23 protein-coding genes are annotated in these 22,172 nt (G+C 33.6%); 15 read left to right on the top strand and 8 right to left on the bottom strand.

Translation table 11 applies throughout. The features are described from left to right. Positions 1 to 2: 2 nt before the first annotated feature. The 4 genes from pxpA to FF125_RS14235 all read left to right on the top strand — a co-directional run bounded on the left by pxpA (position 3) and on the right by FF125_RS14235 (position 3,569). A complete protein-coding gene (gene pxpA, locus FF125_RS14250) occupies positions 3 to 743 on the top strand; it encodes a 5-oxoprolinase subunit PxpA (RefSeq protein WP_138950394.1) in 741 nt (246 codons plus the stop codon). Next, positions 744 to 1,472 carry a 5-oxoprolinase subunit PxpB gene (gene pxpB / locus FF125_RS14245; RefSeq protein WP_138950393.1) on the top strand — a complete coding sequence of 243 codons (729 nt, stop codon included), beginning with the start codon at positions 744 to 746 and terminating at the stop codon, positions 1,470 to 1,472. It abuts the gene before it with no gap. Further along, positions 1,469 to 2,317 (top strand): 5-oxoprolinase subunit C family protein, encoded by an 849-nt coding sequence (locus tag FF125_RS14240; RefSeq protein WP_138950392.1) that lies wholly within the window; start codon positions 1,469 to 1,471, stop codon positions 2,315 to 2,317. Before pxpB ends, FF125_RS14240 begins: the two co-directional genes overlap by 4 nt. A gap of 127 nt (positions 2,318 to 2,444) precedes the next feature. Further along, positions 2,445 to 3,569 carry a family 10 glycosylhydrolase gene (locus tag FF125_RS14235; RefSeq protein ID WP_138950391.1) on the top strand — a complete coding sequence of 375 codons (1,125 nt, stop codon included), beginning with the start codon at positions 2,445 to 2,447 and terminating at the stop codon, positions 3,567 to 3,569. 15 nt (positions 3,570 to 3,584) lie between these two features. Here the strand turns inward: FF125_RS14235 and FF125_RS14230 are convergent, their stop codons facing one another. The 4 genes from FF125_RS14230 to prfB form a co-directional block, all read right to left on the bottom strand. Beyond that, positions 3,585 to 4,202: an HAD family hydrolase gene (locus tag FF125_RS14230; RefSeq protein ID WP_138950390.1), complete on the bottom strand. Its 618-nt coding sequence runs from the start codon at positions 4,200 to 4,202 to the stop codon at positions 3,585 to 3,587. Between the two features lie 2 nt (positions 4,203 to 4,204). Beyond that, entirely contained in the window at positions 4,205 to 5,884 is a 1,680-nt protein-coding gene (locus FF125_RS14225; protein ID WP_138950389.1) for a phosphoethanolamine transferase, read from the bottom strand. 113 nt (positions 5,885 to 5,997) lie between these two features. Continuing rightward, positions 5,998 to 6,801, bottom strand: coding sequence for a hypothetical protein (locus tag FF125_RS14220; RefSeq protein WP_138950388.1), 804 nt, complete (start codon positions 6,799 to 6,801; stop codon positions 5,998 to 6,000). 58 nt (positions 6,802 to 6,859) lie between these two features. Continuing rightward, on the bottom strand, positions 6,860 to 7,951 hold the full coding sequence (gene prfB, locus FF125_RS14215; protein WP_138950387.1) for a peptide chain release factor 2: 1,092 nt from the start codon (positions 7,949 to 7,951) through the stop codon (positions 6,860 to 6,862). A 97-nt stretch (positions 7,952 to 8,048) separates the two neighbouring features. On the opposite strand from prfB, the gene FF125_RS14210 reads away from it, so the two are divergent. Beyond that, positions 8,049 to 10,448: a zinc-dependent metalloprotease gene (locus FF125_RS14210; RefSeq protein WP_138950386.1), complete on the top strand. Its 2,400-nt coding sequence runs from the start codon at positions 8,049 to 8,051 to the stop codon at positions 10,446 to 10,448. A 92-nt stretch (positions 10,449 to 10,540) separates the two neighbouring features. Continuing rightward, positions 10,541 to 11,560, top strand: coding sequence for a threonine aldolase family protein (locus tag FF125_RS14205; RefSeq protein ID WP_138950385.1), 1,020 nt, complete (start codon positions 10,541 to 10,543; stop codon positions 11,558 to 11,560). Between the two features lie 47 nt (positions 11,561 to 11,607). Here the strand turns inward: FF125_RS14205 and FF125_RS14200 are convergent, their stop codons facing one another. Further along, positions 11,608 to 12,099 (bottom strand): hypothetical protein, encoded by a 492-nt coding sequence (locus tag FF125_RS14200; RefSeq protein ID WP_250629593.1) that lies wholly within the window; start codon positions 12,097 to 12,099, stop codon positions 11,608 to 11,610. Between the two features lie 179 nt (positions 12,100 to 12,278). Here FF125_RS14200 and FF125_RS14195 point away from each other — a divergent pair, with 179 nt between their 5' ends. The 5 genes from FF125_RS14195 to FF125_RS14175 all read left to right on the top strand — a co-directional run bounded on the left by FF125_RS14195 (position 12,279) and on the right by FF125_RS14175 (position 16,085). Beyond that, positions 12,279 to 13,625 carry a M28 family peptidase gene (locus FF125_RS14195; RefSeq protein WP_138950384.1) on the top strand — a complete coding sequence of 449 codons (1,347 nt, stop codon included), beginning with the start codon at positions 12,279 to 12,281 and terminating at the stop codon, positions 13,623 to 13,625. Positions 13,626 to 13,691: 66 nt separating this feature from the next. After that, a complete protein-coding gene (gene msrA, locus FF125_RS14190; protein WP_250629592.1) occupies positions 13,692 to 14,342 on the top strand; it encodes a peptide-methionine (S)-S-oxide reductase MsrA in 651 nt (216 codons plus the stop codon). A 190-nt stretch (positions 14,343 to 14,532) separates the two neighbouring features. Then, on the top strand, positions 14,533 to 15,129 hold the full coding sequence (gene folE / locus FF125_RS14185; protein ID WP_138950382.1) for a GTP cyclohydrolase I FolE: 597 nt from the start codon (positions 14,533 to 14,535) through the stop codon (positions 15,127 to 15,129). Between the two features lie 189 nt (positions 15,130 to 15,318). After that, positions 15,319 to 15,639, top strand: a complete 321-nt coding sequence (locus FF125_RS14180; protein ID WP_138950381.1) for a hypothetical protein — start codon at positions 15,319 to 15,321, stop codon at positions 15,637 to 15,639. Between the two features lie 110 nt (positions 15,640 to 15,749). After that, positions 15,750 to 16,085 carry a DUF2853 family protein gene (locus FF125_RS14175; RefSeq protein WP_138950380.1) on the top strand — a complete coding sequence of 112 codons (336 nt, stop codon included), beginning with the start codon at positions 15,750 to 15,752 and terminating at the stop codon, positions 16,083 to 16,085. A 50-nt stretch (positions 16,086 to 16,135) separates the two neighbouring features. On the opposite strand, the gene FF125_RS14170 is transcribed toward FF125_RS14175, so the two are convergent. Continuing rightward, positions 16,136 to 16,444 (bottom strand): DUF6787 family protein, encoded by a 309-nt coding sequence (locus tag FF125_RS14170; protein WP_138950379.1) that lies wholly within the window; start codon positions 16,442 to 16,444, stop codon positions 16,136 to 16,138. A 100-nt stretch (positions 16,445 to 16,544) separates the two neighbouring features. Continuing rightward, complete coding sequence (locus FF125_RS14165; protein WP_138950378.1) at positions 16,545 to 17,186, bottom strand: DUF937 domain-containing protein; 642 nt, start codon at positions 17,184 to 17,186, stop codon at positions 16,545 to 16,547. A 299-nt stretch (positions 17,187 to 17,485) separates the two neighbouring features. On the opposite strand from FF125_RS14165, the gene FF125_RS14160 reads away from it, so the two are divergent. Together FF125_RS14160 and FF125_RS14155 are read left to right on the top strand one after the other, a co-directional pair. Next, positions 17,486 to 18,790, top strand: a complete 1,305-nt coding sequence (locus tag FF125_RS14160; RefSeq protein WP_138950377.1) for a dicarboxylate/amino acid:cation symporter — start codon at positions 17,486 to 17,488, stop codon at positions 18,788 to 18,790. Positions 18,791 to 18,849: 59 nt separating this feature from the next. After that, a complete protein-coding gene (locus FF125_RS14155; RefSeq protein ID WP_138950376.1) occupies positions 18,850 to 19,701 on the top strand; it encodes a sulfurtransferase in 852 nt (283 codons plus the stop codon). Between the two features lie 37 nt (positions 19,702 to 19,738). Here FF125_RS14155 and FF125_RS14150 read toward each other — a convergent pair whose 3' ends face one another. After that, positions 19,739 to 20,149, bottom strand: a complete 411-nt coding sequence (locus tag FF125_RS14150) for a thiol-disulfide oxidoreductase DCC family protein (protein ID WP_138950375.1) — start codon at positions 20,147 to 20,149, stop codon at positions 19,739 to 19,741. A gap of 98 nt (positions 20,150 to 20,247) precedes the next feature. Here FF125_RS14150 and FF125_RS14145 point away from each other — a divergent pair, with 98 nt between their 5' ends. Beyond that, positions 20,248 to 20,940, top strand: coding sequence for an ABC transporter ATP-binding protein (locus FF125_RS14145; protein WP_138950374.1), 693 nt, complete (start codon positions 20,248 to 20,250; stop codon positions 20,938 to 20,940). 2 nt (positions 20,941 to 20,942) lie between these two features. Next, positions 20,943 to 22,172 carry an ABC transporter permease gene (locus tag FF125_RS14140; RefSeq protein WP_138950373.1) on the top strand — a complete coding sequence of 410 codons (1,230 nt, stop codon included), beginning with the start codon at positions 20,943 to 20,945 and terminating at the stop codon, positions 22,170 to 22,172.

Raw genomic sequence — 22,172 nt, 5'->3', positions numbered from 1 at the left:
CGATGAATCTATTTACGTTAGACATAAATTGCGACGTAGGCGAGGGAATAGGTAATGAAATGGAGCTTATGCCAATGATTAGTAGTTGTAGCATTGCTTGTGGCGGCCACGCCGGAGATAGTGCTACGATAAAAGAGGTAATACGTTTGGCCTTATTACATCGTGTACATATTGGTGCACACCCTTCCTATCCTGATAAAGCGAATTTTGGACGAAAAGTGATGGAGATTCCTTTTGAGAAATTGCAACAGAGTCTTGAAGATCAGATAAATGCTGTTCATGTCGAGTTGAGAAAATCAGTAGCGACAATGAATCACGTGAAAGCTCATGGAGCGTTGTATAACAAAGCTGCTGTTGACACTGAAACTGCTCAATGCCTTATTAATGCAGTTAAGAACACGACCAGAGATGTTTGGCTTTATGCTCCCTACGGCTCTATTTTGGCAGAAATGGCACTAGATCAGGGGTTGAAAGTGCGTTATGAGGCGTTTATCGATAGAAATTATAATGCAGATTTAACCTTAGTTTCACGCTCTGAACCTAATGCCGTGATTCTTGACGCTAAAAAAGTACTCAAACATTTGTTAAGAATGGTTACTAAGCGAAAGGTGAAAACTATTGATGGAAAAATGGTGAAAATTAAAGCCAAAACTTATTGTATTCATGGTGATAATAGTAATGCTCTTCGTATACTAAAATACCTCTCAAAAAAATTACCTAACTTCGGGATTAAAATTGGTTAAATGGGTGTCTTCAGACTGACATATAAAAGCTACGGAAAAAGTGCAATTCTAATTGAATGGCCATCTAGAATTGATAAAAAAATATGCGAAGACGTTATTTCTTTCAAAAATAAAATCCTAAAAAATAGTGCTAAACAAATTATTCAAGTAATTAACACATATTCTTCATTAACAATTATTTACCATAGCACTATAAATATTATCTATGACGATATTTTGGACTTAAAATCGCTCTATGAGCAAGAAGTTGATGAAGAAATCACTAAAAAATATAGATGGGAAATCCCCGTTTGTTATGACGCTCAATTTGGGATTGATTTGGAGGAGTTAGGGGATGAAAATGAGCTTACAAAAAGTGAGATTATTGAGCTGCATTCGTCCACAATTTATACTGTTTATTTCATTGGTTTTTTACCTGGATTTTTATACTTAGGAGGGCTTGATCAAAAGTTGCATATTCCGAGGAAGTCAAACCCTAGATTACGTGTTGAAAAAGGGTCTGTAGCTATAGGTGGTGCTCAGACTGGAATTTACCCATCAATTAGTGCGGGAGGCTGGTATGTTATAGGGAATTCGCCTATTTCATTTTTTAATGTGAAAGCAAAAGAGCCTTGTTTTGCGAAAGCAAGTGATGAAATTCAATTTAAATCCATAGGATTGTCAGCGTATAATAACGTTCAATCTGAAGTTGAAAAAGGAAAATATAAACTTAAAAAATCCGAAATATGATACGTGTAATCGCTCCGGGATTTTTTACGAGTATTCAAGATTTAGGTCGTTTGGGTTATGCAGATATCGGTGTGCCTAACGCTGGTGTAATGGACTTGTATTCGGCTCAGTTAGCGAATCAGATTATTGGTAATTCACCGTCTGATGCACTTATAGAAATTGCTTTAGGTAAAGTAATTTTAGTATTTGAAAAACAAACAATTATATGTATTTCTGGTGCTAATTTTTCAGCCAAAATAAATGAAAAACCAATCGATTTAAATAGGTCAGTATTGGTATCCAAGAAAGATGTGTTATCTTTTGAAAAACCTATTTACGGAGCTCGTACTTACGTGGCTGTGAAAGGTGGTATTCAAACAGAAAAAGTGTTAGGAAGTCGAAGTTTTTATCGCGGTGTTACGCAACAAGCTATATTGAAAAAAGATGATATTTTGCCTATCGAAGATTGGGGCAATTCAAAGGTGCAAAAAAATGCGAGTGTAAAAATTGAGATGGAGCATTTTACAGATAGAAACTTGTTGGTGTATCCAGGTCCTGAATATGAATTGTTGAGTTTTAAACAGAAAACGCAATTAAGAACTGTTTTGTTTTCTATTTCAAGTGATAATAACCGAATGGGCTATCGTTTAGAAGGGGTTATTGAAAATGATTTACCCTCCATGTTAACATCGGCAGTGTTACCTGGAACGGTGCAGTTAACGCCTTCAGGTAGGTTTATTATTTTAATGCGAGATTGCCAAGTTACCGGTGGTTACCCTAGAGTGTTGCAATTGAGTGAAATGGCCATTAACAAATTGGCACAAAAAGCTACAGGAGATAAAATTCAATTTAAATTAGAGGTTTAGCGATTGTTTTCATATTTCTATTGACTTCATTACTCCTTCCATCTTTTTTTAGATAAATTTGACTTTTTTAATGGGTGGAGCAATCATCCTTTGCATAATTATTAATATAAATTAAAATATTTTTTAAATGAAAATAGTATTAAAGTTAACGGTATTATTGATGGTAAGCGTTTTATTTTTATCCATGATACCCAGTGATGTTGATGTAGAAAAAAGTAAGGATGATTCTTCGAAAAAGAAATTTTCTTTTGCCGCATGGGGTGATATTGGAAAGGGAACCAAGGAAGAGCAAATGGCAAAAATGAAACAATTAGCAGATGCGGGGTTGACCGATCTTTTGCCTGGAGCAGGCAATGAAAGGCTTAAGGAGCTAATTAAAATGGGAAAAAAATATGGAGTAAGAATACATGCTTGGCATTGGATGATGAATGTTGGTGGTAACGCTGAGTGTAAAAAGCACCCAGATTGGTATTCTGTAAATAGTTTGGGGCAAAATTGTTTAGACTACCACCCTTATGTTGGTTATTATAGTTTCTTAAGTCCATTTTCTCCAGGTGCACGTGATTTTATAAAAAAAGGTGTTCGAGAGAAAGCAAAAATAAAGGGCTTGGCCTCTGTGCATTTTGATTATATACGATATGTAGACGTTATACTTGGGGCAGATTTGCAAAAGAAATATAAGGATAATGGAGAGCCTTTGGTGCAAGATAGAATACTTCCACAATACGATTTTGGATATCATCCTCTAGCAAGAAAAGAATTTAAAGATAAATTTGGAACTGATCCCATTGATTTAGATGATAAAGAAGAAAACCCGGCTTGGCAACAATTCCGAATGAATGCTATTTCTACTTTAGTTGATGAGTGTGTTGAAATTTGCCATGAAGAAGGTACCGAGGCGTCAGCAGCTGTATTTCCTTTTCCTCAGCTCGCTCGTGAATATGTAAGACAAGATTGGGGACATTGGAATTTGGATACTTTTTATCCTATGATTTATAAAAAAGATCATCAGGGTAATACAAATTGGGTTGGTTTTGCAACTAAAGAGGGTGTGCGTGACTTAGATAAGGGTCAAGAACTAATAACAGGAATTCTGGTTGGTCATTATGGCAATAATTATGCTGATTTTGAAGAGGCAATTGTTCAGGCACATGACAATGGAGCTAAAGGAATTGCCTTTTTTATGGCGAATTCGCTTGATGATAAACATTTGGCTATTATCAAAAAGTATGATATAAAATATAATAAATAGAACGTCAAAAACCTTTTAAAATTGAACTCCTAAGCGGTTCAGTTCTTGAGCTAATTGTTGAGCATTGCGGAAATGAATGCCGATAATGCCTATGGATTGAGCCGCTTTTACATTGTCTAAGTTATCATCAATGAAAACAGCCTTTTCAGGTGTTATGGTATATCTATCTAAAATTATTTCATAGATTTTTGCAAATGGTTTTCTGGTTTTTTCAGTACCTGAGACTACAATTCCCTTAAAGTCGTGCAAGAAACTATATCGCTCTAGAGCTACAGGAAACGTTTCTGCACTCCAATTGGTTAAGGCATACAATTGTGTGTTATTTGCTTTTTTGAGCTTATTTAAGACGTCTACGGTGTCTTTTATTGGGCCGCCTAACATATCTGCCCATCTGTCGTAATAAATTCGAATCCACGCTTCGTATTGGGGGTATTGTTTAATTAGGAGTTCTGTACCATCCTTTAGCGAACGTCCTGCATCGTGTGCAACGTTCCAATCCATAGTACAGATTTCGTTCAAAAACCAATCTACTTTTTCTTCATCGCCATCAAATACTTCTCGATATACATATTTTGGATTCCAATCTATCAAAACGCCCCCAAGGTCGAAGATTATGGTGTTTATAGTGCTCATCTTTAATCTAGTTTTATGACTTTACCATTTGTGTTGTAAAGATACCTGTGTTGATTCTTGTTAAAAGTACTGTCTGCAAAACTTTGCTGTTTTATTTCTAATGGATAACTAATATTAGCCATGTCTAACAGGGTATTAAAAGTATTGATAGACGATATTTTAAGATGTTGATTTCTTTTTAAATCAGCTACTTTTTGAGTGTAGTTTTTGTTGTATTTATCTGAAGTCCATATTATTAATGGGATTTCAAACTCGTATTTTGTGGGTGTTACAAACCCGTGAAGTAATTTGTTTTTGTCATCATCATATAAATTTTCGCCATGGTCTGAAATATAGTATAGAAAGGCATTAGATCTTTTGCTTTTTAATTGTTCAATAAAGCTTTTTAACACATAATCAGTATAAAGTATTGAATTATCATAACTGTTAACCAGAGCTTGTTTGTTAGAAAGACTTGTTGTGCTTTCAAGGGAAAGGCCTCTGGTTAATGCAGGTTTAAATTGATTAAAAGTTTCTGGGTATCGATAGTTATATCTAAAATGACTTCCGATAGTGTGAATTACTATGAATTTTTTAGAATTGCTGGTGTCTTGTAAAATTGAATCTAAAACAGGAAATATTGCGTCGTCATACGTTGCTGCATCTAAAGAAATGGCAGTGTTTTTATAAACATCAGCCAAGCTTGAGTAAAATCCAAATACACTACCAACGCCTATGGATTGGTTTGTAATCCAATAAGTTTTAAAACCAGCTTCTTTAAAAGCATTAATTACGGCGGGTTCGTTGAATTTAGCCTCTAAATTATTTGGTGTAGCTCTAGTTAAAATAAAAGGAATACTTATCGAGGTTAAGTTTGCGGCTGAACTTACATTTGTATAAGGAATTACATTTTTAATAGTATCTAAGTATGGGGTCGTTTTTCTTGAATAGTTGTATATGCTAAAATTATGTTTTCTAGCCGTTTCACCTATCACCAAAACATAAATTTCAGGCTCTTTTAGTGTGTCATTTTTTACAGCACCAAACTTAAAATTTTTAATGTTTTGTTTGTACGCTTTCCTTTTCTTAAGGCCGTTTGATACACTATTTATTTTCATCGCAATGTCTAAAGGAAAAACTTTACCAAATTGAACATTCAGTGAAAAGTTTGCTAGCCCCATAGTTTCAGACCAATTGTCGTGTAATTTACTTGCTGCATTTACATTTCTAATATATAAAATGCCAATTATTACAATAGAAAGTATTCCGATAGCAATCTTTTGCTTTTTGAAAAGTTTAAATTCTTTTTTAAGCTTAGTACTTAACCACACTATTATAAAAAGAAAGATAATTGTATATAAAACAATTTGTAAATTTCCTTTTAGGAGTTCGGATGCTTCATGGTAATTGGTTAAGAATAATAAGTTTATAGATTCTTCTGATGATGGAGCTTTGTAAAAGTAAATCATTGAGAGCTCAAAAACGATAAAAGGGAAGAGCACTATGGTAAGCCAACCAAAATATTTTGGCTTCAAAAAGGATAAAGGGAGGCTAATTAAAACACCACATAAAATAAAGAACACTATTTTTTTTAGCCCTGATGCAACAACGGAATCTTCGCCTATTAAGATTAATAAAAGGTTGGGTAGCATTACAATTAACCATAGTAATGCCAAATAGAAGTATTGTTTTTTACGATTCATTTTTCTCCATCAATCGGTTCATAAGATTCGTGTTTTTTATTAAATCAATTAAATGCCTTATAAATCGACTATTGTAGTGTCAATTTTGCTCAAAACATAAGTATAGCATAGCGTTATTTTTTATTTTCTTTGTTAAGATTGTTTTGAAAACATAATCCTTCTTTTGCTTCAATATAACCTTCCCAACTTATACTGCCTCTTCCAAAAGCTTTAAAGAAATGATTGCCAGGTTTAACTTCAATAGTTATCGTTCCAAGGTCAAAGCATAATGGTTTTAAGTCTTTGAACCTTTTGCTAAGATCTCCGTAATATTTTTCATCTAAATAAATCTTTATGGATTCTGCTTTCTTCCAATCCGACCAAAAGCTAATATATGCTGATTCTAGAGGTTTTTTTACAATTGTAGGTTCTTGTAAATCATTAATAAAATAAATTTCAACAGTATCAGTATTCCCATCAAAATCAAGACTTATCATTGCTTTACCCTTTTTTATAGTTGAAAGAGTTGTGAATGGTCGAGATAATTTTGTCCAATTATTAACCACAAATTCTTTTATACTATTATTTTCTATCAATACTTTCGCAGGAGAACAATAGTTGTAATTGTCAGTTGCAATAATTAGATGCCATCCATCAATGATTTCAGTTGGGTAACTTTTGGAATCTTTATATGCCTTTTTAATCATTGATAGTTGAGATTGAGCTTTGGCAACATATTCTCCCTTCTTTTTTTGATTTTCCCAACTGTTTCTAAACGCAGCTATTTCAGATGCAATTATTTTTAAACCAAAATTATTATTTGAATAACTTATGTTATTTTGTTGAATGGCAACATTAGTCTGGTTTATTTTTAAATAATTTTGAGAACTTACAATGATTGTAAAGAGAAGAGCTGTTAAGGTAATTCTTGTTTTCATATTTAACTGTTAAATATTTTAGATAGTGAATAGTTTTAACATTACGATGTGAAAAAAGTTAATCTTTCTGACCAGCAGCCATTAAAAAGGCTTTGATAAACCCATCTAAATCACCATCCATAACGGCATCTACATTTCCAGTTTCATGACCTGTACGTACGTCTTTTACTAATTTATAAGGGTGCATCACATAATTTCGAATCTGAGAACCAAAATCAATTTTCATTTTATTCGATTCTATTTCATCACGTTTTTCACGTTGTTTTTGTAATTCAATTTCGTAGAGTTGCGATTTTAACATCACCATAGCTTTATCTCGATTCTCCAATTGCGAACGCGTTTCAGAATTGTGAATTACAATTCCCGTAGGGTGGTGGGTTAGAATAGCCTTGGTTTCTACTTTATTTACATTTTGACCACCGGCACCACTTGATCTGGCAAAGTCCCATGATATATCAGCGGGATTAATTTCAATTTGAATACTATCATCCGCTAGAGGATATACGTAAACCGAAGCAAATGAAGTATGCCGTTTTGCATTACTATCAAAAGGGGAAATTCTAACGAGTCTATGTACCCCATTTTCACCTTTTAGGTAACCAAATGCGAAGTCGCCGTCAATTTCTATGGTTACCGTTTTTATTCCCGCTACATCTCCACTTTGAAGATTGAGTTCTTTTACTTTAAAGCCTTGTTTTTCACTCCACATTAAATACATTCGCATTAACATTTCGGCCCAGTCACAACTTTCCGTACCTCCGGCACCCGCAGTGACTTGTAATACAGCACTTAAATTATCACCTTCGTCAGAAAGCATGTTTTTAAACTCTAAACTTTCCAAAAGGTTATTCGCCTTATGATAGCTTTTCATGATTTCCTCTTCAGAAGATTCTCCCTCTTTATAAAAATCAAAGAGAATTTGAAGTTCTTCTCCATGCGTAATAAGTAGATTGTAATCTTCTACCCATTTTTTCTTTTCACGTAAAGATTTCATCAATACTTCCGCAGTTCTTGGGTTATTCCAAAAATCGGGATTAGAAGCTTTTTCCTCTTCATTACTAATTTCAATCAATTTCTGATCGATATTTAGGTAATTTTTGAGCTTGATTATTCGCTCGTCAATATCTTTTATGGTTTCTTGTGTAATCATAAGTAAAACAAAATTAAACTAAAAAATGAGATTAGATAATTTAAGCAGCTTGAATTTGTGTATTTAAATTAGTAGTTTTAACCAAAATATCTAACCTATGAAAAAATCAACTTTAGCCTTGCTCTTATTCTTATTTTTCCAATTTGGACATGCTCAATTCTTTAAAGATAGTCAGAGCGTAACGAAATACGAAGGCTATTTGAATTTCTATTATGATGAAGGTGAAGATAAAATCTACTTAGAAATAAAAGAATTAAACAAAGAGTTTTTATATGTAAACGCATTGTCTGAAGGTATAGGTTCTAACGATATTGGTTTAGATAGAGGGCAATTGGGTGATGGTGTTGTGGTGAAATTTAAAAAAGCAGGTAATAAAATTTTATTAATTCAGCCTAATTTATCATACAGAGCTATTACGGATAATGTAGAGGAAAGAAAGTCGATTGAAGAGGCTTTTGCAAAATCGGTGTTATTTGGGTTTGTAATTAAAGAAGAGAAAAAGAAGAGCTATTTGGTAGATGCAACTGATTTTTTAATGCGAGATGCTCATGGTGTGGCCAATAGCTTACAACGGAATGCTCAAGGGAGTTACAGTTTAGATAAAAGTCGCAGTGCTTTTAATCTGGAGCGTACTAAGGCATTTCCGAAGAACGTGGAGTTTGATGTTATGTTAACCTTTAAAGGAGCTGCCAAGGGGTATAATATACGAAGTGTAACACCAGATGCTTCGTCAGTTACGGTGGGGCAACATCATTCATTTGTTGAGTTGCCAGATAGTGATTATAAAACGAGAAAGTACGATCCGCGTTCTGGTTCTTATCCGATGAGTTATATGGATTATGCGACCCCTGTAAATGAATCGATTGTAAAACGATTTATCTACCGTCACCGATTAGAAAAGAAAGATCCGAATGCTGCCATTAGTGAAGCCAAAGAGCCTATTGTTTATTATTTGGATCGTGGAGCCCCAGAACCTGTTCGGTCAGCTTTGTTAGAAGGTGCTAGCTGGTGGAATGAGGCTTTTGAAGCAATTGGTTATACAAATGCTTTTCAAGTTAAAATGCTACCAGAAGGTGCTGATCCATTAGATTTAAGATATAATGTAATTCAATGGGTGCATCGTTCTACACGTGGTTGGAGTTATGGAGGTAGTATTTCAGATCCTAGAACGGGAGAGATTTTAAAAGGTCATGTAAGTCTAGGTTCTTTGCGTATTCGTCAAGATTTTTTGATTGCACAGGCCTTACAAGCTCCATATGCTACGAATAACACCGATGATAATTTTGCGTTGGAAATGGCTTTGGCAAGAATTCGTCAATTGTCAGCACACGAAGTGGGACATACCATTGGTTTTGCTCATAATTTTGCGGCAAGTACAAAAAATAGAGGTTCAGTAATGGACTATCCACATCCCCAACTTAAATTAACAGAAGGAAAGATAGATTTTTCAGATGCCTATGCCGTTGGTATTGGCGACTGGGATAAAGTTACTGTTGCCTATTCATATCAGGATTTTCCGAATGGGCAAAAAGAAGAGGATATGTTGCCGCAGATATTAAATAATGCATTTATGAATGGAATGCGATATATTTCTGATCAGGATGCGAGACCGGCAGGTAGTGCACATGCCTATGCTCATTTGTGGGATAATGGATCTGATCCAGCCAATGAATTGCTTGAGGTATTGAAAATTAGAAAGAATGCAATTGCTAATTTTTCTAAGGATAATATTAAATCAAGTGAACCTTATTCTGTGCTGGAAGATATTTTTGTACCCTTGTATTTTTTTCATCGTTATCAAACCGAAGCCACCTCTAAAATGATTGGTGGATTGGATTATAGTTATGCTGTAAAGGGTGGTAATTCTCAAATAGTGAAAAGGGTAAGTGGGGGTATTGAACGTAAAGCTTTAGATAATTTATTAAAAACAATAGCAGTAGAAAACCTTGCGATTCCCGAAAAGTTATTGAATTTGTTTCCACCAAGAGCTATGGGGTATGGGAGAAGTAGAGAATCTTTTAAAAGTAAAAATGGGGTTGCTTTTGACCCTTTTGGAGCCGTAGAAACTGCTTCAGAAATGACCTTGAGCTTTTTATTTCATCCGCAAAGAGCTTCGCGTTTAGTTCAGCATAAAAGTTTGGATGCTTCTCAATTGGGATTAATAGAAGTAATTGATGTAGTGATAAAAGAGACTTTTAAGAAACAACATGAAAATACATATCATCAAGAGTTGCAAAATATAGTGAATGCACAAGTATTAAATCAGCTATTTGCGTTAGCTGCACATGAAGATAATTATCCACAAGTAAATGCTATTGTTAACACAAAGCTTAATGAGCTTGAAAGTTGGTTGAACTCGGTAAAAACAACCGAACTGCAAAAAATGATAAACACACAGTTTGTCAATAATATCGAAAAATTTAAAAAGACCCCTGCAAATTTTAAAAAGGTAGAAGCACCAAAAATTCCTGATGGTTCACCCATTGGGATGGAGTAGTTGCCATTCATTATTAGAATATAACTCTCTTTTTTATATAAAAGAGATGCGATAAAACGATAGGGTGTCATTAACTAAAACAATTAATAAAAATGCAAATAAATCTATTATCAGATACAGTTACTAAACCAACTGAAGGAATGTTAAAAGCCATGTTTAACGCTGAGGTTGGCGACGATGTTTTTAACGCTGACCCAACTGTAAATCACCTACAAGAAAAAATAGCAAGACTTTTTGGAATGGAAGCTGCTTTATTTTTTCCATCAGGAACAATGGCAAATCAAGTGGCTGTTAAAATTCATACCCAACCTGGTGAACAACTTATTTGCGATAAATGGAGTCATGTTTATAATTATGAAGGCGGTGGGGTATCTTTTAATTCCGGAGTGTCTTGTAATTTGATTGATGGTGAAAGAGGCATGTTTACAGCCGAGCAACTCATGGAAAAAGTGAGTAACCGAGAAGATATTCATCAGGCAATTACAACGTTGGTAACCATAGAAAACACAGCTAATAAAGCAGGTGGTGCGTGTTGGAATCTTAAAGAGCTTAAAAAAATTAAACAGGTTTGTCAACAGCAAGACTTGGCGTTGCATTTGGATGGAGCACGATTATACAATGCGTTAATAGCTAAAAAAGAACGCCCACAACAATACGGAGTTATGTTTGATACCATTTCTATTTGTTTATCAAAAGGGTTGGGTTGTCCTGTAGGGTCATTGCTTTTAGGTTCAAATGAACATATTAAAAAAGCGTTGCGTTATAGAAAAACAATGGGTGGTGGCATGCGTCAAATTGGTTATTTAGCAGCGGCAGGAATCTATGCCTTAGATAATCATGTAGACCGTTTAGTGGACGATCATAACAATGCAAAAAAGGTTGGAGCTGCTCTTGAGGCTTCCAGCGTCATCAAAAAAGTGGAACCTGTAGAAACAAACATTGTTATTTTTTATACCAATGATGATATTGATGATACGGATTTTGTAAATAAATTAGCGTCAGAAAATATTTTAATTACTGGAATGGGACAAGGTAAATTGCGAATGGTATTTCATTTGGATATCACTAATGAAATGGTTGAACATGTAGTACAGGTATTGCAAAAATTATAATGAAGTACTAACCCAAGCAAAAATTATCGCGTCTGTTTGCAATATATTTAAAAATAAAACCTGAAAATTGGTGAAACGGCTGAAGAATAAATAGTCTTATCGCTATCGTATAAAACGTCAAAACGAAGTCCTGCAGAAAAATTACCCATTCGATAAGCACCACCTAGATACAGTGATGGATAGTCAAAATTTGTTTTATCAAAGGCAATTTTTTGGGTTACAAACAAATGCTCGTACTCCACTGAGAACTGTAAATTTGGTATTGGATTAATTAAGGTTATAAGTCCTGCACCATACACGTTCGATTTTACATCTCTGTATTTAGAGTATAAATAACTCAACCCTGGACCAGCGGCAACGTATTGATTAAAGTTGTAAATAGCACTTGGTGAAATAGAAAGGGTAGTATAATTATTACTGAAATTTAGTCCTAAACCGCCACCAAATTGAACGTTGTCCCAAAATTTAGGTTTATCATCATTTTGTGAAAACATGTATGCAGATGTTAATAGAAAACAAACGATAAGTATCTTTTTCATAGTATTTTAAATTATTTTTACGAAAATAACGAAATAATTGAACTAATGAATATGTAGTTACATTATTTCAAAAAATCCATTCAAATGGATGATGATGATGATGATAAATTAGAATAATTTAAATCTAGCATTAAAACGTGACACACCGCGTTTCTATAACACTGAAATAATATAAAAAAATGAAAATACTAGCTACACTTATCCTAATCGCATGTACAACAATAGCATCTGCTCAAAGCGATGTTTCAAAAATACTAGCAGAAATTGCTACGGCTCCTTCAGCTGACCGCATTGAAAAAGATGTGCGAACGCTTGTCAATTTTGGAACACGGCATACGTTGTCAGATACAGTTTCAAAAACAAGAGGCATTGGTGCCGCCAGACGGTGGATAAAGTCAGAATTTGATATTATATCTAAAGCATGTGATGATTGTTTAGAGGTTAGTTATCAACGTAATTTAGTCCCAAAAGATAATAGACGAATTGTAAAAGATACATATGTTGTAAACGTATTGGCCACTCAAAGAGGTACAAAATATCCTAACAGCTATGTAATTATGTCGGGTGATATTGACTCCCGTGTATCAGATGCTAATAATTTTACGTCAGATTCGCCTGGAGCTAATGATAATGCCTCAGGAATGGCGGGAACTATAGAAGCAGTAAGGGTTTTGAGTAGATATAAATTTCCAGTTTCTATTATTTATGTGGGTCTCTCAGGTGAAGAACAAGGTTTATTTGGCGGACAATACATGGCAAAAGTTGCTAAAGAAGAAGGGTGGAATATTATCGGAGTTATAAACAATGATATGATTGGCAATATAAAAGGTATTGATGGGGTAATTGATAACAGTACTTTTCGCGTTTTTTCAGAAGCAATTTCTATGGCCACCACAGATAAACAAAAAGCTGCTATGCGTTATTATGGAGGAGAGGTAGATGGACCATCGCGGCAATTGGCAAGGTATATTGATAAAATTACAGATGATTATATGACTAATTTAGATGCTATTATGATTTATAGATTGGATAGATTTGGAAGAGGTGGACATCATAGACCTTTTAATGATGCTGGTTTTACAGGTGTTCGTATCATGGAAACACATGAAAATTATAATCAACAGCACCAAGATATACGAACTGAAAATGGAATTAAATATGGTGATGTAATAGAAGCTGTTAATTTTGATTATACTTCTAAATTAACGGCTGTTAATGCGTTGACTTTAGCTTCATTGGCTTCTGCTCCGTTGGCACCTAAAAATGTGAAAATAGGTGGTGCTGTGCAACCCTCAACTCAATTACAATGGGATGAAGTTAAAGATGATGATTTAATAGGTTATAAAATATATTGGCGAGATACTACTTCGTTTCAATGGCAACACAGTCGGTTTGTAGGTAAAGTAACAGCGTATACATTAAAGAATATAGTGATTGATAATTATTTATTTGGTGTCGCCAGTATTGGGAAAAACGGTGCAGAAAGTGTAGTGCAATTTCCAAATCAATTGATTGGAAGAGACTAGTGTTAAAGTTTTCTTAAGTCTGTAATATTATAAGTAATGCTTCGTCTTATCTGTAAAATAAAGTATATGATTCATAAAAGTGTTTTTTTGATATTAACAGTAAGTCTTTTTTCTTGTAATTTGAAAGCTGAAGAGAATAACGAAAAGACTCCAGTAGCTAGTACTCAAGAGATTGGTGACGGTAATGAATTGGCAACATTTGGTAATGGATGTTTTTGGTGTACAGAAGCTATTTTTCAGCAATTAGAAGGTGTAAGCAAAGTTGAATCTGCATATGCTGGTGGTGAAGTGAAGAATCCGACCTATAAAGAAGTAAGTTCGGGTACTACAGGTCATGCTGAAGTATTACGTGTCGTTTTTGACCCAAAGGTGATTTCATATACTGAATTGTTAGAAGTATTTTTTAGTACACACGATCCAACAACATTGAATAGGCAAGGAGCAGATGTTGGTACACAATATCGATCCGCTATTTTTTATCATAATAAAGAGCAGAAGAAAACTGCAGAAGCAATGATTGCAGCCATGGAGAAAGAAAATATCTTTGATGATCCTATTGTAACAGAAATAACTGCGTTGAATAATTATTATCCAGCAGAAGATTATCATCAAAATTATTACAATAATAATAAAAACCAAGGGTATTGTAGAGCGGTTATTAACCCGAAGTTAGAAAAATTTAAAAAGCAATATAAAGATAAGCTTAAAAAAGGCTAAAGAGTTGGTTGATTTTTGGTTTGAAAGATTTGTCGAAATTCGTTTTTGGCAAATCTTTTTTTTGTTACGGACTTTATGTTTGCCATTAAGGCCAATTTATTAATACCATTTTATGATAGAATTTTTTATGCTTTTAGTTTTTCAATCATTTAATTATGCATACCTTTAGTTATTAAAAAAAATATAATTTATGCCTTATAAGAAATTTGAAGAATACAATATTAAAGTAACTGAAGATATTAAAGACAAGTATCATTCTATTATCGAAAGTATTGGTGAAGATATTGATAGAGAAGGTTTGTTGAAAACTCCAGAAAGAGCCTCAAAGGCAATGCAGTTTTTAACCTCAGGTTACGGTATGGATGCGGAAGAAGTTTTAAAATCAGCTTTGTTTAATGAAGATTATTCTGAAATGGTAATTGTCAAAGATATTGAACTGTATTCTTTATGTGAGCATCATATTTTACCATTTTTTGGTAAAGCTCATATTGCTTATATCCCTAATGGAAAAATTGTTGGGTTGAGTAAATTACCGCGTGTTGTAGACATTTTTTCGAGACGATTACAGGTGCAAGAGCGATTGACCGATCAAATTGTGAATGCAATTAATAATGTGCTTAGGCCTCAGGGTGTTGCCGTTGTTATTGAAGCTTCGCACATGTGTATGATGATGCGAGGTGTACAAAAACAAAATTCTGTAACCACAACTTCAGCTTTTAGAGGTACTTTTAAAAACAATGAAACGAGAAATGAGTTTCTGAAATTGATAAGTGCTAAATTGTCGTAAATTCTAACATAGAATAAGATCATAGAAATCAAGTTGAAAACAGAAAATAAATGAGACTCTATTTTAATGTAAATTAAAAAAGAAATCTCGGATTGTTTACAATCGAAATACAACAAACGCACTACAATTAAAGCCTACCAAGCATTTTTGGCATTTTTATTGCTATACTACTAGTAAATAAAGATAAACATGAATACCATAGAACCAGAAATTATAGAACCAATAACCCATAATAGTAATTCAACAAGCAAGTTCGGAATATTAGCATTAAGTATTTTATTTGATGCTATAGGTATGCTCTCATTTGCCATTCCAGGAATCGGAGAATTTAGCGATGTTATTTGGGCACCAATATCAGCACTATTAGTTTTTAAGATGTATCAAGGAGCTGTAGGTAAAATAGGAGGGATGGTTTCTTTTATAGAAGAAATAGTGCCAGGCTTAGATTTTATCCCAACATTTACATTAACATGGATTTACAAATATGTAATTAAAAAAGGTAATGTTTAATAATTTATTATTAAATTAACATTATTTTTTTTAACTTAGTAAACGAATTGTAAAGTGCAATTTCGTTTTGTTTTAACAAAGAACAATTTAATAACCAAAAAACATGTATCATGAGTGAATTAGCAGAAAAATTAGCTAAATTAAAAGAAAAAGCAGAGTCTCAATTAAAAGAATCAGGAGTGTCAAAAATTGACACAGCATTAGTAGATGATTTAGTAAGTAGAATGAGATTAATAGTAAGTAATAAAGATGCTATTTTAGTATCGGGTACGGATCCAAAAGAATTGGAAACGGTAAGAAAGAATTTTGTTGTAAAAAAATTGGGTGTTGATGATAAGGAAAAAGGTGAAGCAGCAATTAAGAAAGTAGCAGAAAAAATGTCTGGTATCAAGCAAAAAAATAGAGTTGCTTTTTACTATATGGTTCAAAAAGAATTGGGTAAATAGTATTTAAAAACACACTACATACCAAAGAGTTACTTTTAGTAGCTCTTTTTTTATGGCTTAATAAATCGTTTGAATCCTATTCTGCTTAACATTTTCTTCTCAAAATTCCAGAAAAATTCAAACTGCCCAAATAACCACCCATAAATTAATATCAGTACTTGGTAAAATGGAAATACAAGTAGTATACGCAATGGTCTATAAATCCAAGGATTTGTAGTTGCTTGAGGTAACCCAACAAATTCCAAAATGGGTTTTGCAATTATTAGCGAGGTATAACCTGTAATTGAGAATACAACTAATATGGCAATTACTTGTAAGTTAGAAGTTAAGTTCCAACGTTTTTTTAGTTTTTCAAACATAAATGCAAAATTACGACTTACATATGCAATATAAAAGGAAAATTATGCACAAAAAAAAGGTTGAGCAATGCCCAACCTTCAATTATAAAATTGTATAAAATTATTTGAATAAACCGCCTAAAATACTGCCTATTCCACCACTTTTTTTACTTCCACTTCCTAAAATCATTCCTGCAACATCATCAATTACACTTCCGTCACCATCAGCATCTAACAAACGGGTAATCATGCTTTGTTCTTCAGGGTTGTCATCACCACCTAACATTCCACCAAGTAAATCGCCTAAACCGCTTGTGCTTGTAACTCCTTGTTGACGAGATTGTTTACCTAATGCTCCCATAATAAATGGAGCTGCTACTTTTAATATTTGCATTGCTGAGCCCATATCCAAACCACTTGATTTGCTTACCGCACCAGCTACATTTTGTTCTTTCCCTCCAAATACGTGACCTAAAATTCCAGCACCATCACTTAATACATCATCATCAATTCCACCACCACCTAGTATGCTACCTAAATTATCTAATATACCACCACTGTGTTTATCATTGTTTAATGCACTTAACAAGCCTGAAGCTCCTTCAGGAGTTTTTGCATTATTTTTCATTGCTCCTAAAATCAATGGTAATGCAGCACTCAAAGCAGAAGTTGTTTTTGCTTTGTCTTGTCCCAATTGTTGACTAGCTCCATTGATTAACGTTTTTCCTAAATCACTATTTAATAAATCTAATAAATTTGCCATTTTTTGTTTAATTTGTTATTAAAAATTGTGTCCTAATATACGATTTATTATTGTAGTAACTACATAAATGTCAAAATGTGGTTTATTTAAGTCTTGACAATAAGTCACATCAAGTATTTTATAAAATTAATATCTTTTTTATATCTTTCAGAAAATTTTAAACCCAAGGAGAATGAAATTGCATTAATGAATATTTGATACTTCTGTTTTATGGAGTAGTATTAATTTTTTTAAAGAGAGAGCACTTGTTTTGGTAGGTTCTCATTTTATAATTTCATTTATAACAAAGACTCAATTGTATGAAAAAAATAGCATTGCACTGGCAAATATTAATAGGAATGATTTTAGGGGTTGCCTTTGGATGGGGAATGACAAATTTTGAAGGCGGTGGTGATATGGTTGAAAATTGGGTAAAACCTTTTGGAAATATGTTTATTAATTCCTTAAAATTAATAGCAGTACCGTTAATTTTGGGATCCTTAATTAAAGGGGTTTCAGATCTAAAAGATATTTCTAAACTTTCTAAAATGGGAGGTAGAACCATCGGAATTTATTTAATAACTACAGTAATTGCAGTAACTATAGGACTTGTGTTGGTGAATTTAATAAAACCAGGAAGCTCAATAACTGAAGAGACGAGGATGGAAATGGTGGATAGTTATGGTGGTGATGCGGCAAAAATTAAAGCAAATGCTGATCTACAAAAAGAAAGTGGTCCACTACAAGCTCTTGAAGACTTAATTCCTTCAAATATTTTTAAGGCGGCAACGGATAATGGTAGTATGCTACAAGTGATATTTTTTGCGATCTTTTTTGGAATTGGAATGATTTTAATACCAGAGAAAACATCAACTCCCGTAAAAAATTTCTTCGATGGTTTTAATGAAGTTATTCTCAAAATGATTGATTTGATCATGTTAGCAGCTCCTTATGGTGTGTTTGCCTTGTTGGCGGCTTTGGTGGTGGAATCACCTAGTCTCGATTTATTCAAAGCCTTAGGCTGGTATGCTATAACTGTAATTGTAGGGTTGGCTTTAATGATAGTAGTATATAATATTATCATGTATATGTATACTAAAAGAAGTCCGAAATCCTTTATGGAAAATATGGCACCCGCTCAGTTATTAGCATTTTCAACAAGTTCAAGTGCCGCGACCTTACCCGTTACCATGGAGCGTGTTACGGAACATATTGGAGTTGAAGAAGAGGTAGCTAGTTTTGTTTTACCCATAGGGGCCACTATTAATATGGATGGTACGAGTTTGTATCAAGCAGTTGCGGCCGTTTTTATTGCTCAAGCTTTTGGTATGGATTTAAGTTTTGCTACACAGTTGGGTATTGTGGCTACGGCAACCTTAGCGTCAATAGGAAGTGCGGCTGTTCCTGGAGCAGGTATGGTTATGCTCGTTATTGTATTGGCTCAAGCGGGAATACCTGAAGCGGGATTGGCATTAATTTTTGCGGTTGACAGACCTTTAGACATGTGTAGAACTATTGTAAATGTTACTGGAGATGCCACTGTCGCGATGGTTGTTGCGAAATCGGTCGACAAATTAGGAGATCCTCATGTGAAAGAGTGGAATGATGACTATAAAAAGAAATAAATAAAGTGTAGGATTGCTAAGGACAGTTGTTTGTAATTAAAAATTGAAACCTATAAAGTATGAGTACTCCATTAAAATTAAATAAACCATTAGTTTCAGTTGAATGGCTTTTTGAAAATAAGTCTGCACCAAATTTGGTAATTTTAGATGCTACACTTCCAAAAGTTGGACAACAACAATCAGCGTCAAGTAAAATTGAAGGCATTAAAAACGCTCTTTTTTTTGATATAAAAAACATATTTTCTGATACCTCAGCACCGTTCCCAAATACCGCCGTAACTCCCGATGTTTTTGAACAAGAAGTTCGTAAATTAGGAATCAACCAGGATGATGCTCTAGTGATCTATGATAGACATGGCGTGTATTCAAGTCCGCGAGCCTGGTGGTTATTTAAAACAATGGGGTTTGATAATGTTGCCGTATTAAATGGAGGATTCCCTGAATGGATAAAAGCAGGTTATGCTAGTGAAGCCCTGATAGAATATAATGGAGCACTTGGCAATTTTAAATCCAGCTATAACTCTAATGCTTTATTCGATTATAAAAAGGTATTGGAAGTACTGTCGGATAGTAAAAAAATAATCATAGATGCTCGTTCTTCAGACAGGTTTAAAGGCACAAGTCCTGAGCCTAGAGAGGGCTTGCGAAGTGGTCATATTCCCAATTCAAAAAATTTACCTTTTACGGAACTTATTGATGATGGGAAATTAATATCCCAAACAGAATTGATTCAAAAATTTGATCATTTAATTGATAAGGAGTCTGATTTAATTTTTTCGTGTGGCTCTGGAATAACTGCTTGTATTTTAGCACTTGGTGCAGAAGTTGCCGGTTATAAAAACTTAGCGGTATATGATGGTTCTTGGACGGAGTGGGGTAGTTTGCATCAATTACCTATAGAATCTGATTGATTATAATGAAACTTAAGTTCGCGTAAATTTCATCCTATTACATTAAAAACCTTGCTTTTAACTCTTTTGTAGGAATCATACAACTCTCTTTTTTTCCAAACCATTTATATCTGTTTTGAGCAATAAGAGTGTAACATAAATCTCTAATAAATTTAGGAACTATTATAAATACATAACTGTATTTCCAAAATCCACTTAACTTGCTGGAAATCTTAAGAATAGCTGATGATTTATCGAATATTTTACCATTGTCAATTAAAATAATAGAGTCGAAATCAGAATTATTCCTCTGAAAGTGTAACAAAATATCTTGGGCGGCGTCTGATTGTAAAGAAGCAAATATAAAATGATTATTTTTGTCTCTAGTAATGATAAATTGAACCGAGTTATTACATAGGTTACAAACACCATCAAAGAGAATAATTGATTTGTTATTTAAATTTATCATCAAGTAAAGTTACAAAATGATTATTGATTCGTCTTTAAATGTAACATGAGTATAAAGTACCGAACAGATTTCTTAATTTAGTATAAAAATTAACCATAATGATCGAAATAAAAAATCTTCATAAATCTTACCCAATGGGTAAAGAATCACTTCATGTATTGAAAGGACTAAATTTAAAAATTGAAGAAGGAGAGTTTGTGTCTATTATGGGGTCTTCGGGCTCTGGGAAGTCAACATTGTTAAATATTGTAGGCTTATTAGATGTGCATGATGAAGGAGATTACATTCTTAATGGAGAGTTAATTGAAAATTTGAATGAAAAGAAAGCAGCTGTTTTACGCAATAAATTTTTAGGATTTGTTTTTCAATCCTTTAATTTAATCAATTATAAAACGGCTTTGGAGAATGTTTCATTGCCATTATATTATGCAGGTGTTGGTAGAAAAGAACGTCAAGAAACGGCTATGGAATACTTAGAGAAAGTTGGGCTAGGAGCATGGGCAAATCATTTACCAAGCGAATTGTCTGGTGGACAAAAACAACGTGTTGCTATTGCTAGAGCATTGGTTACACAACCCAAAGTGATTTTGGCTGATGAACCAACGGGAGCATTAGATTCAACCACTACAGACTCAGTGATGGATTTATTAAAAGAAATTAATAATGAAGGCATGACCGTTTTTGTAATTACACATGAGGAAGAAGTAGCGGAACAATCGAAACGAATTGTAAGGTTAAAAGATGGAGTGATTATTAGTGATGAAAAAGTTAATCAGAAAGTAAAAGCTTAGATATGTTTGACATAGATCGTTGGCGAGAAATTTTTCAATCTATAAATAAGAATAAATTACGGACAATACTTTCCGGATTTACTATTGCATTTGCAATTATGCTATTTACCATTCTTTTTGGTATTGGTAATGGCTTGAAGAATACCTTTCAACGTGAATTTGCTGGAGATTCTATGTTTTCAATATACTTATGGGCTGGTAAAACTACTAAACCATATAAAGGTCAACAAAGTGACCGCCAAGTTCAATTAAAAAACGACGATATTAAATTTATCGTAGATAATTATGATAGTAAGTTAAACGGGATTACTCCACAAATAAGTAAAAATTTTCAAGCGGTTTATAAAGGAGAACAAGATAATTATAGTGTTACGGGAGTGTATCCAGACATTCAAAAAATGGAGTCTGCAGAAATTGAATCGGGTCGCTTTTTAACCTTATTGGATATACAACAACGGAGTAAGGTGGTTGCTATTGGAAGGTTGGTTGAAAAAGATTTATTCGGTCAGTTAAGTGCTTTGGGTAAAAATATTAGTTTAGATGGTATTTCCTACAAGGTTATTGGTACATTTTCAGATCCTGGTGGGTCAAATGATGAAAGAAAAATTTATGCTCCATTTACAACAATTCAAAGATTATATGGCAATACAGATGAATTAGGTTCTGTGACATTGAGTTATAATCCAAACTTATCAGTAGATCAGGCCATATCATTTAGTAACAACCTAACACAAGCTTTAAAAGAAAAACATAGTGTTGCACCGAATGATCAAAGAGCTATACGGCTTTTTAATATGGCGGAAGTAAATAGAGATACTTCTAATTTTATGATGGTGTTAAATATAATAATCTTATTTATTGGTATTGGTACACTTGTAGCGGGTATTATCGGAATCAGTAATATTATGGTGTATATAGTACGTGAACGGACAAAAGAATTGGGAATTAGAAAAGCATTAGGTGCAACTCCAGGATCAATCATTGGTATGATAATGATGGAATCGATATTAATTACTGCTATTGCAGGATATGTAGGCTTGCTCATAGGAACAGGAGTGTTAAAAACCATAGGAACAAGTTTAGAGAAGTATTTTATTACAAACCCAAGTGTAAATACAGGGGTGGTTGTTGGAGCCACAATAATATTGATTATAGCAGGTACGATAGCCGGATATTTACCAGCCAAAAGAGCAGCACGTATAAAACCTATTGACGCATTAAACGATAACTAA

This window comes from Aureibaculum algae (genome assembly GCF_006065315.1).
Classification (GTDB): Bacteria; Bacteroidota; Bacteroidia; order Flavobacteriales; family Flavobacteriaceae; genus Aureibaculum; species Aureibaculum algae.
Note: the sequence above shows the minus strand (reverse complement) of the source record. Positions and strands in the feature narration are given on the sequence as shown.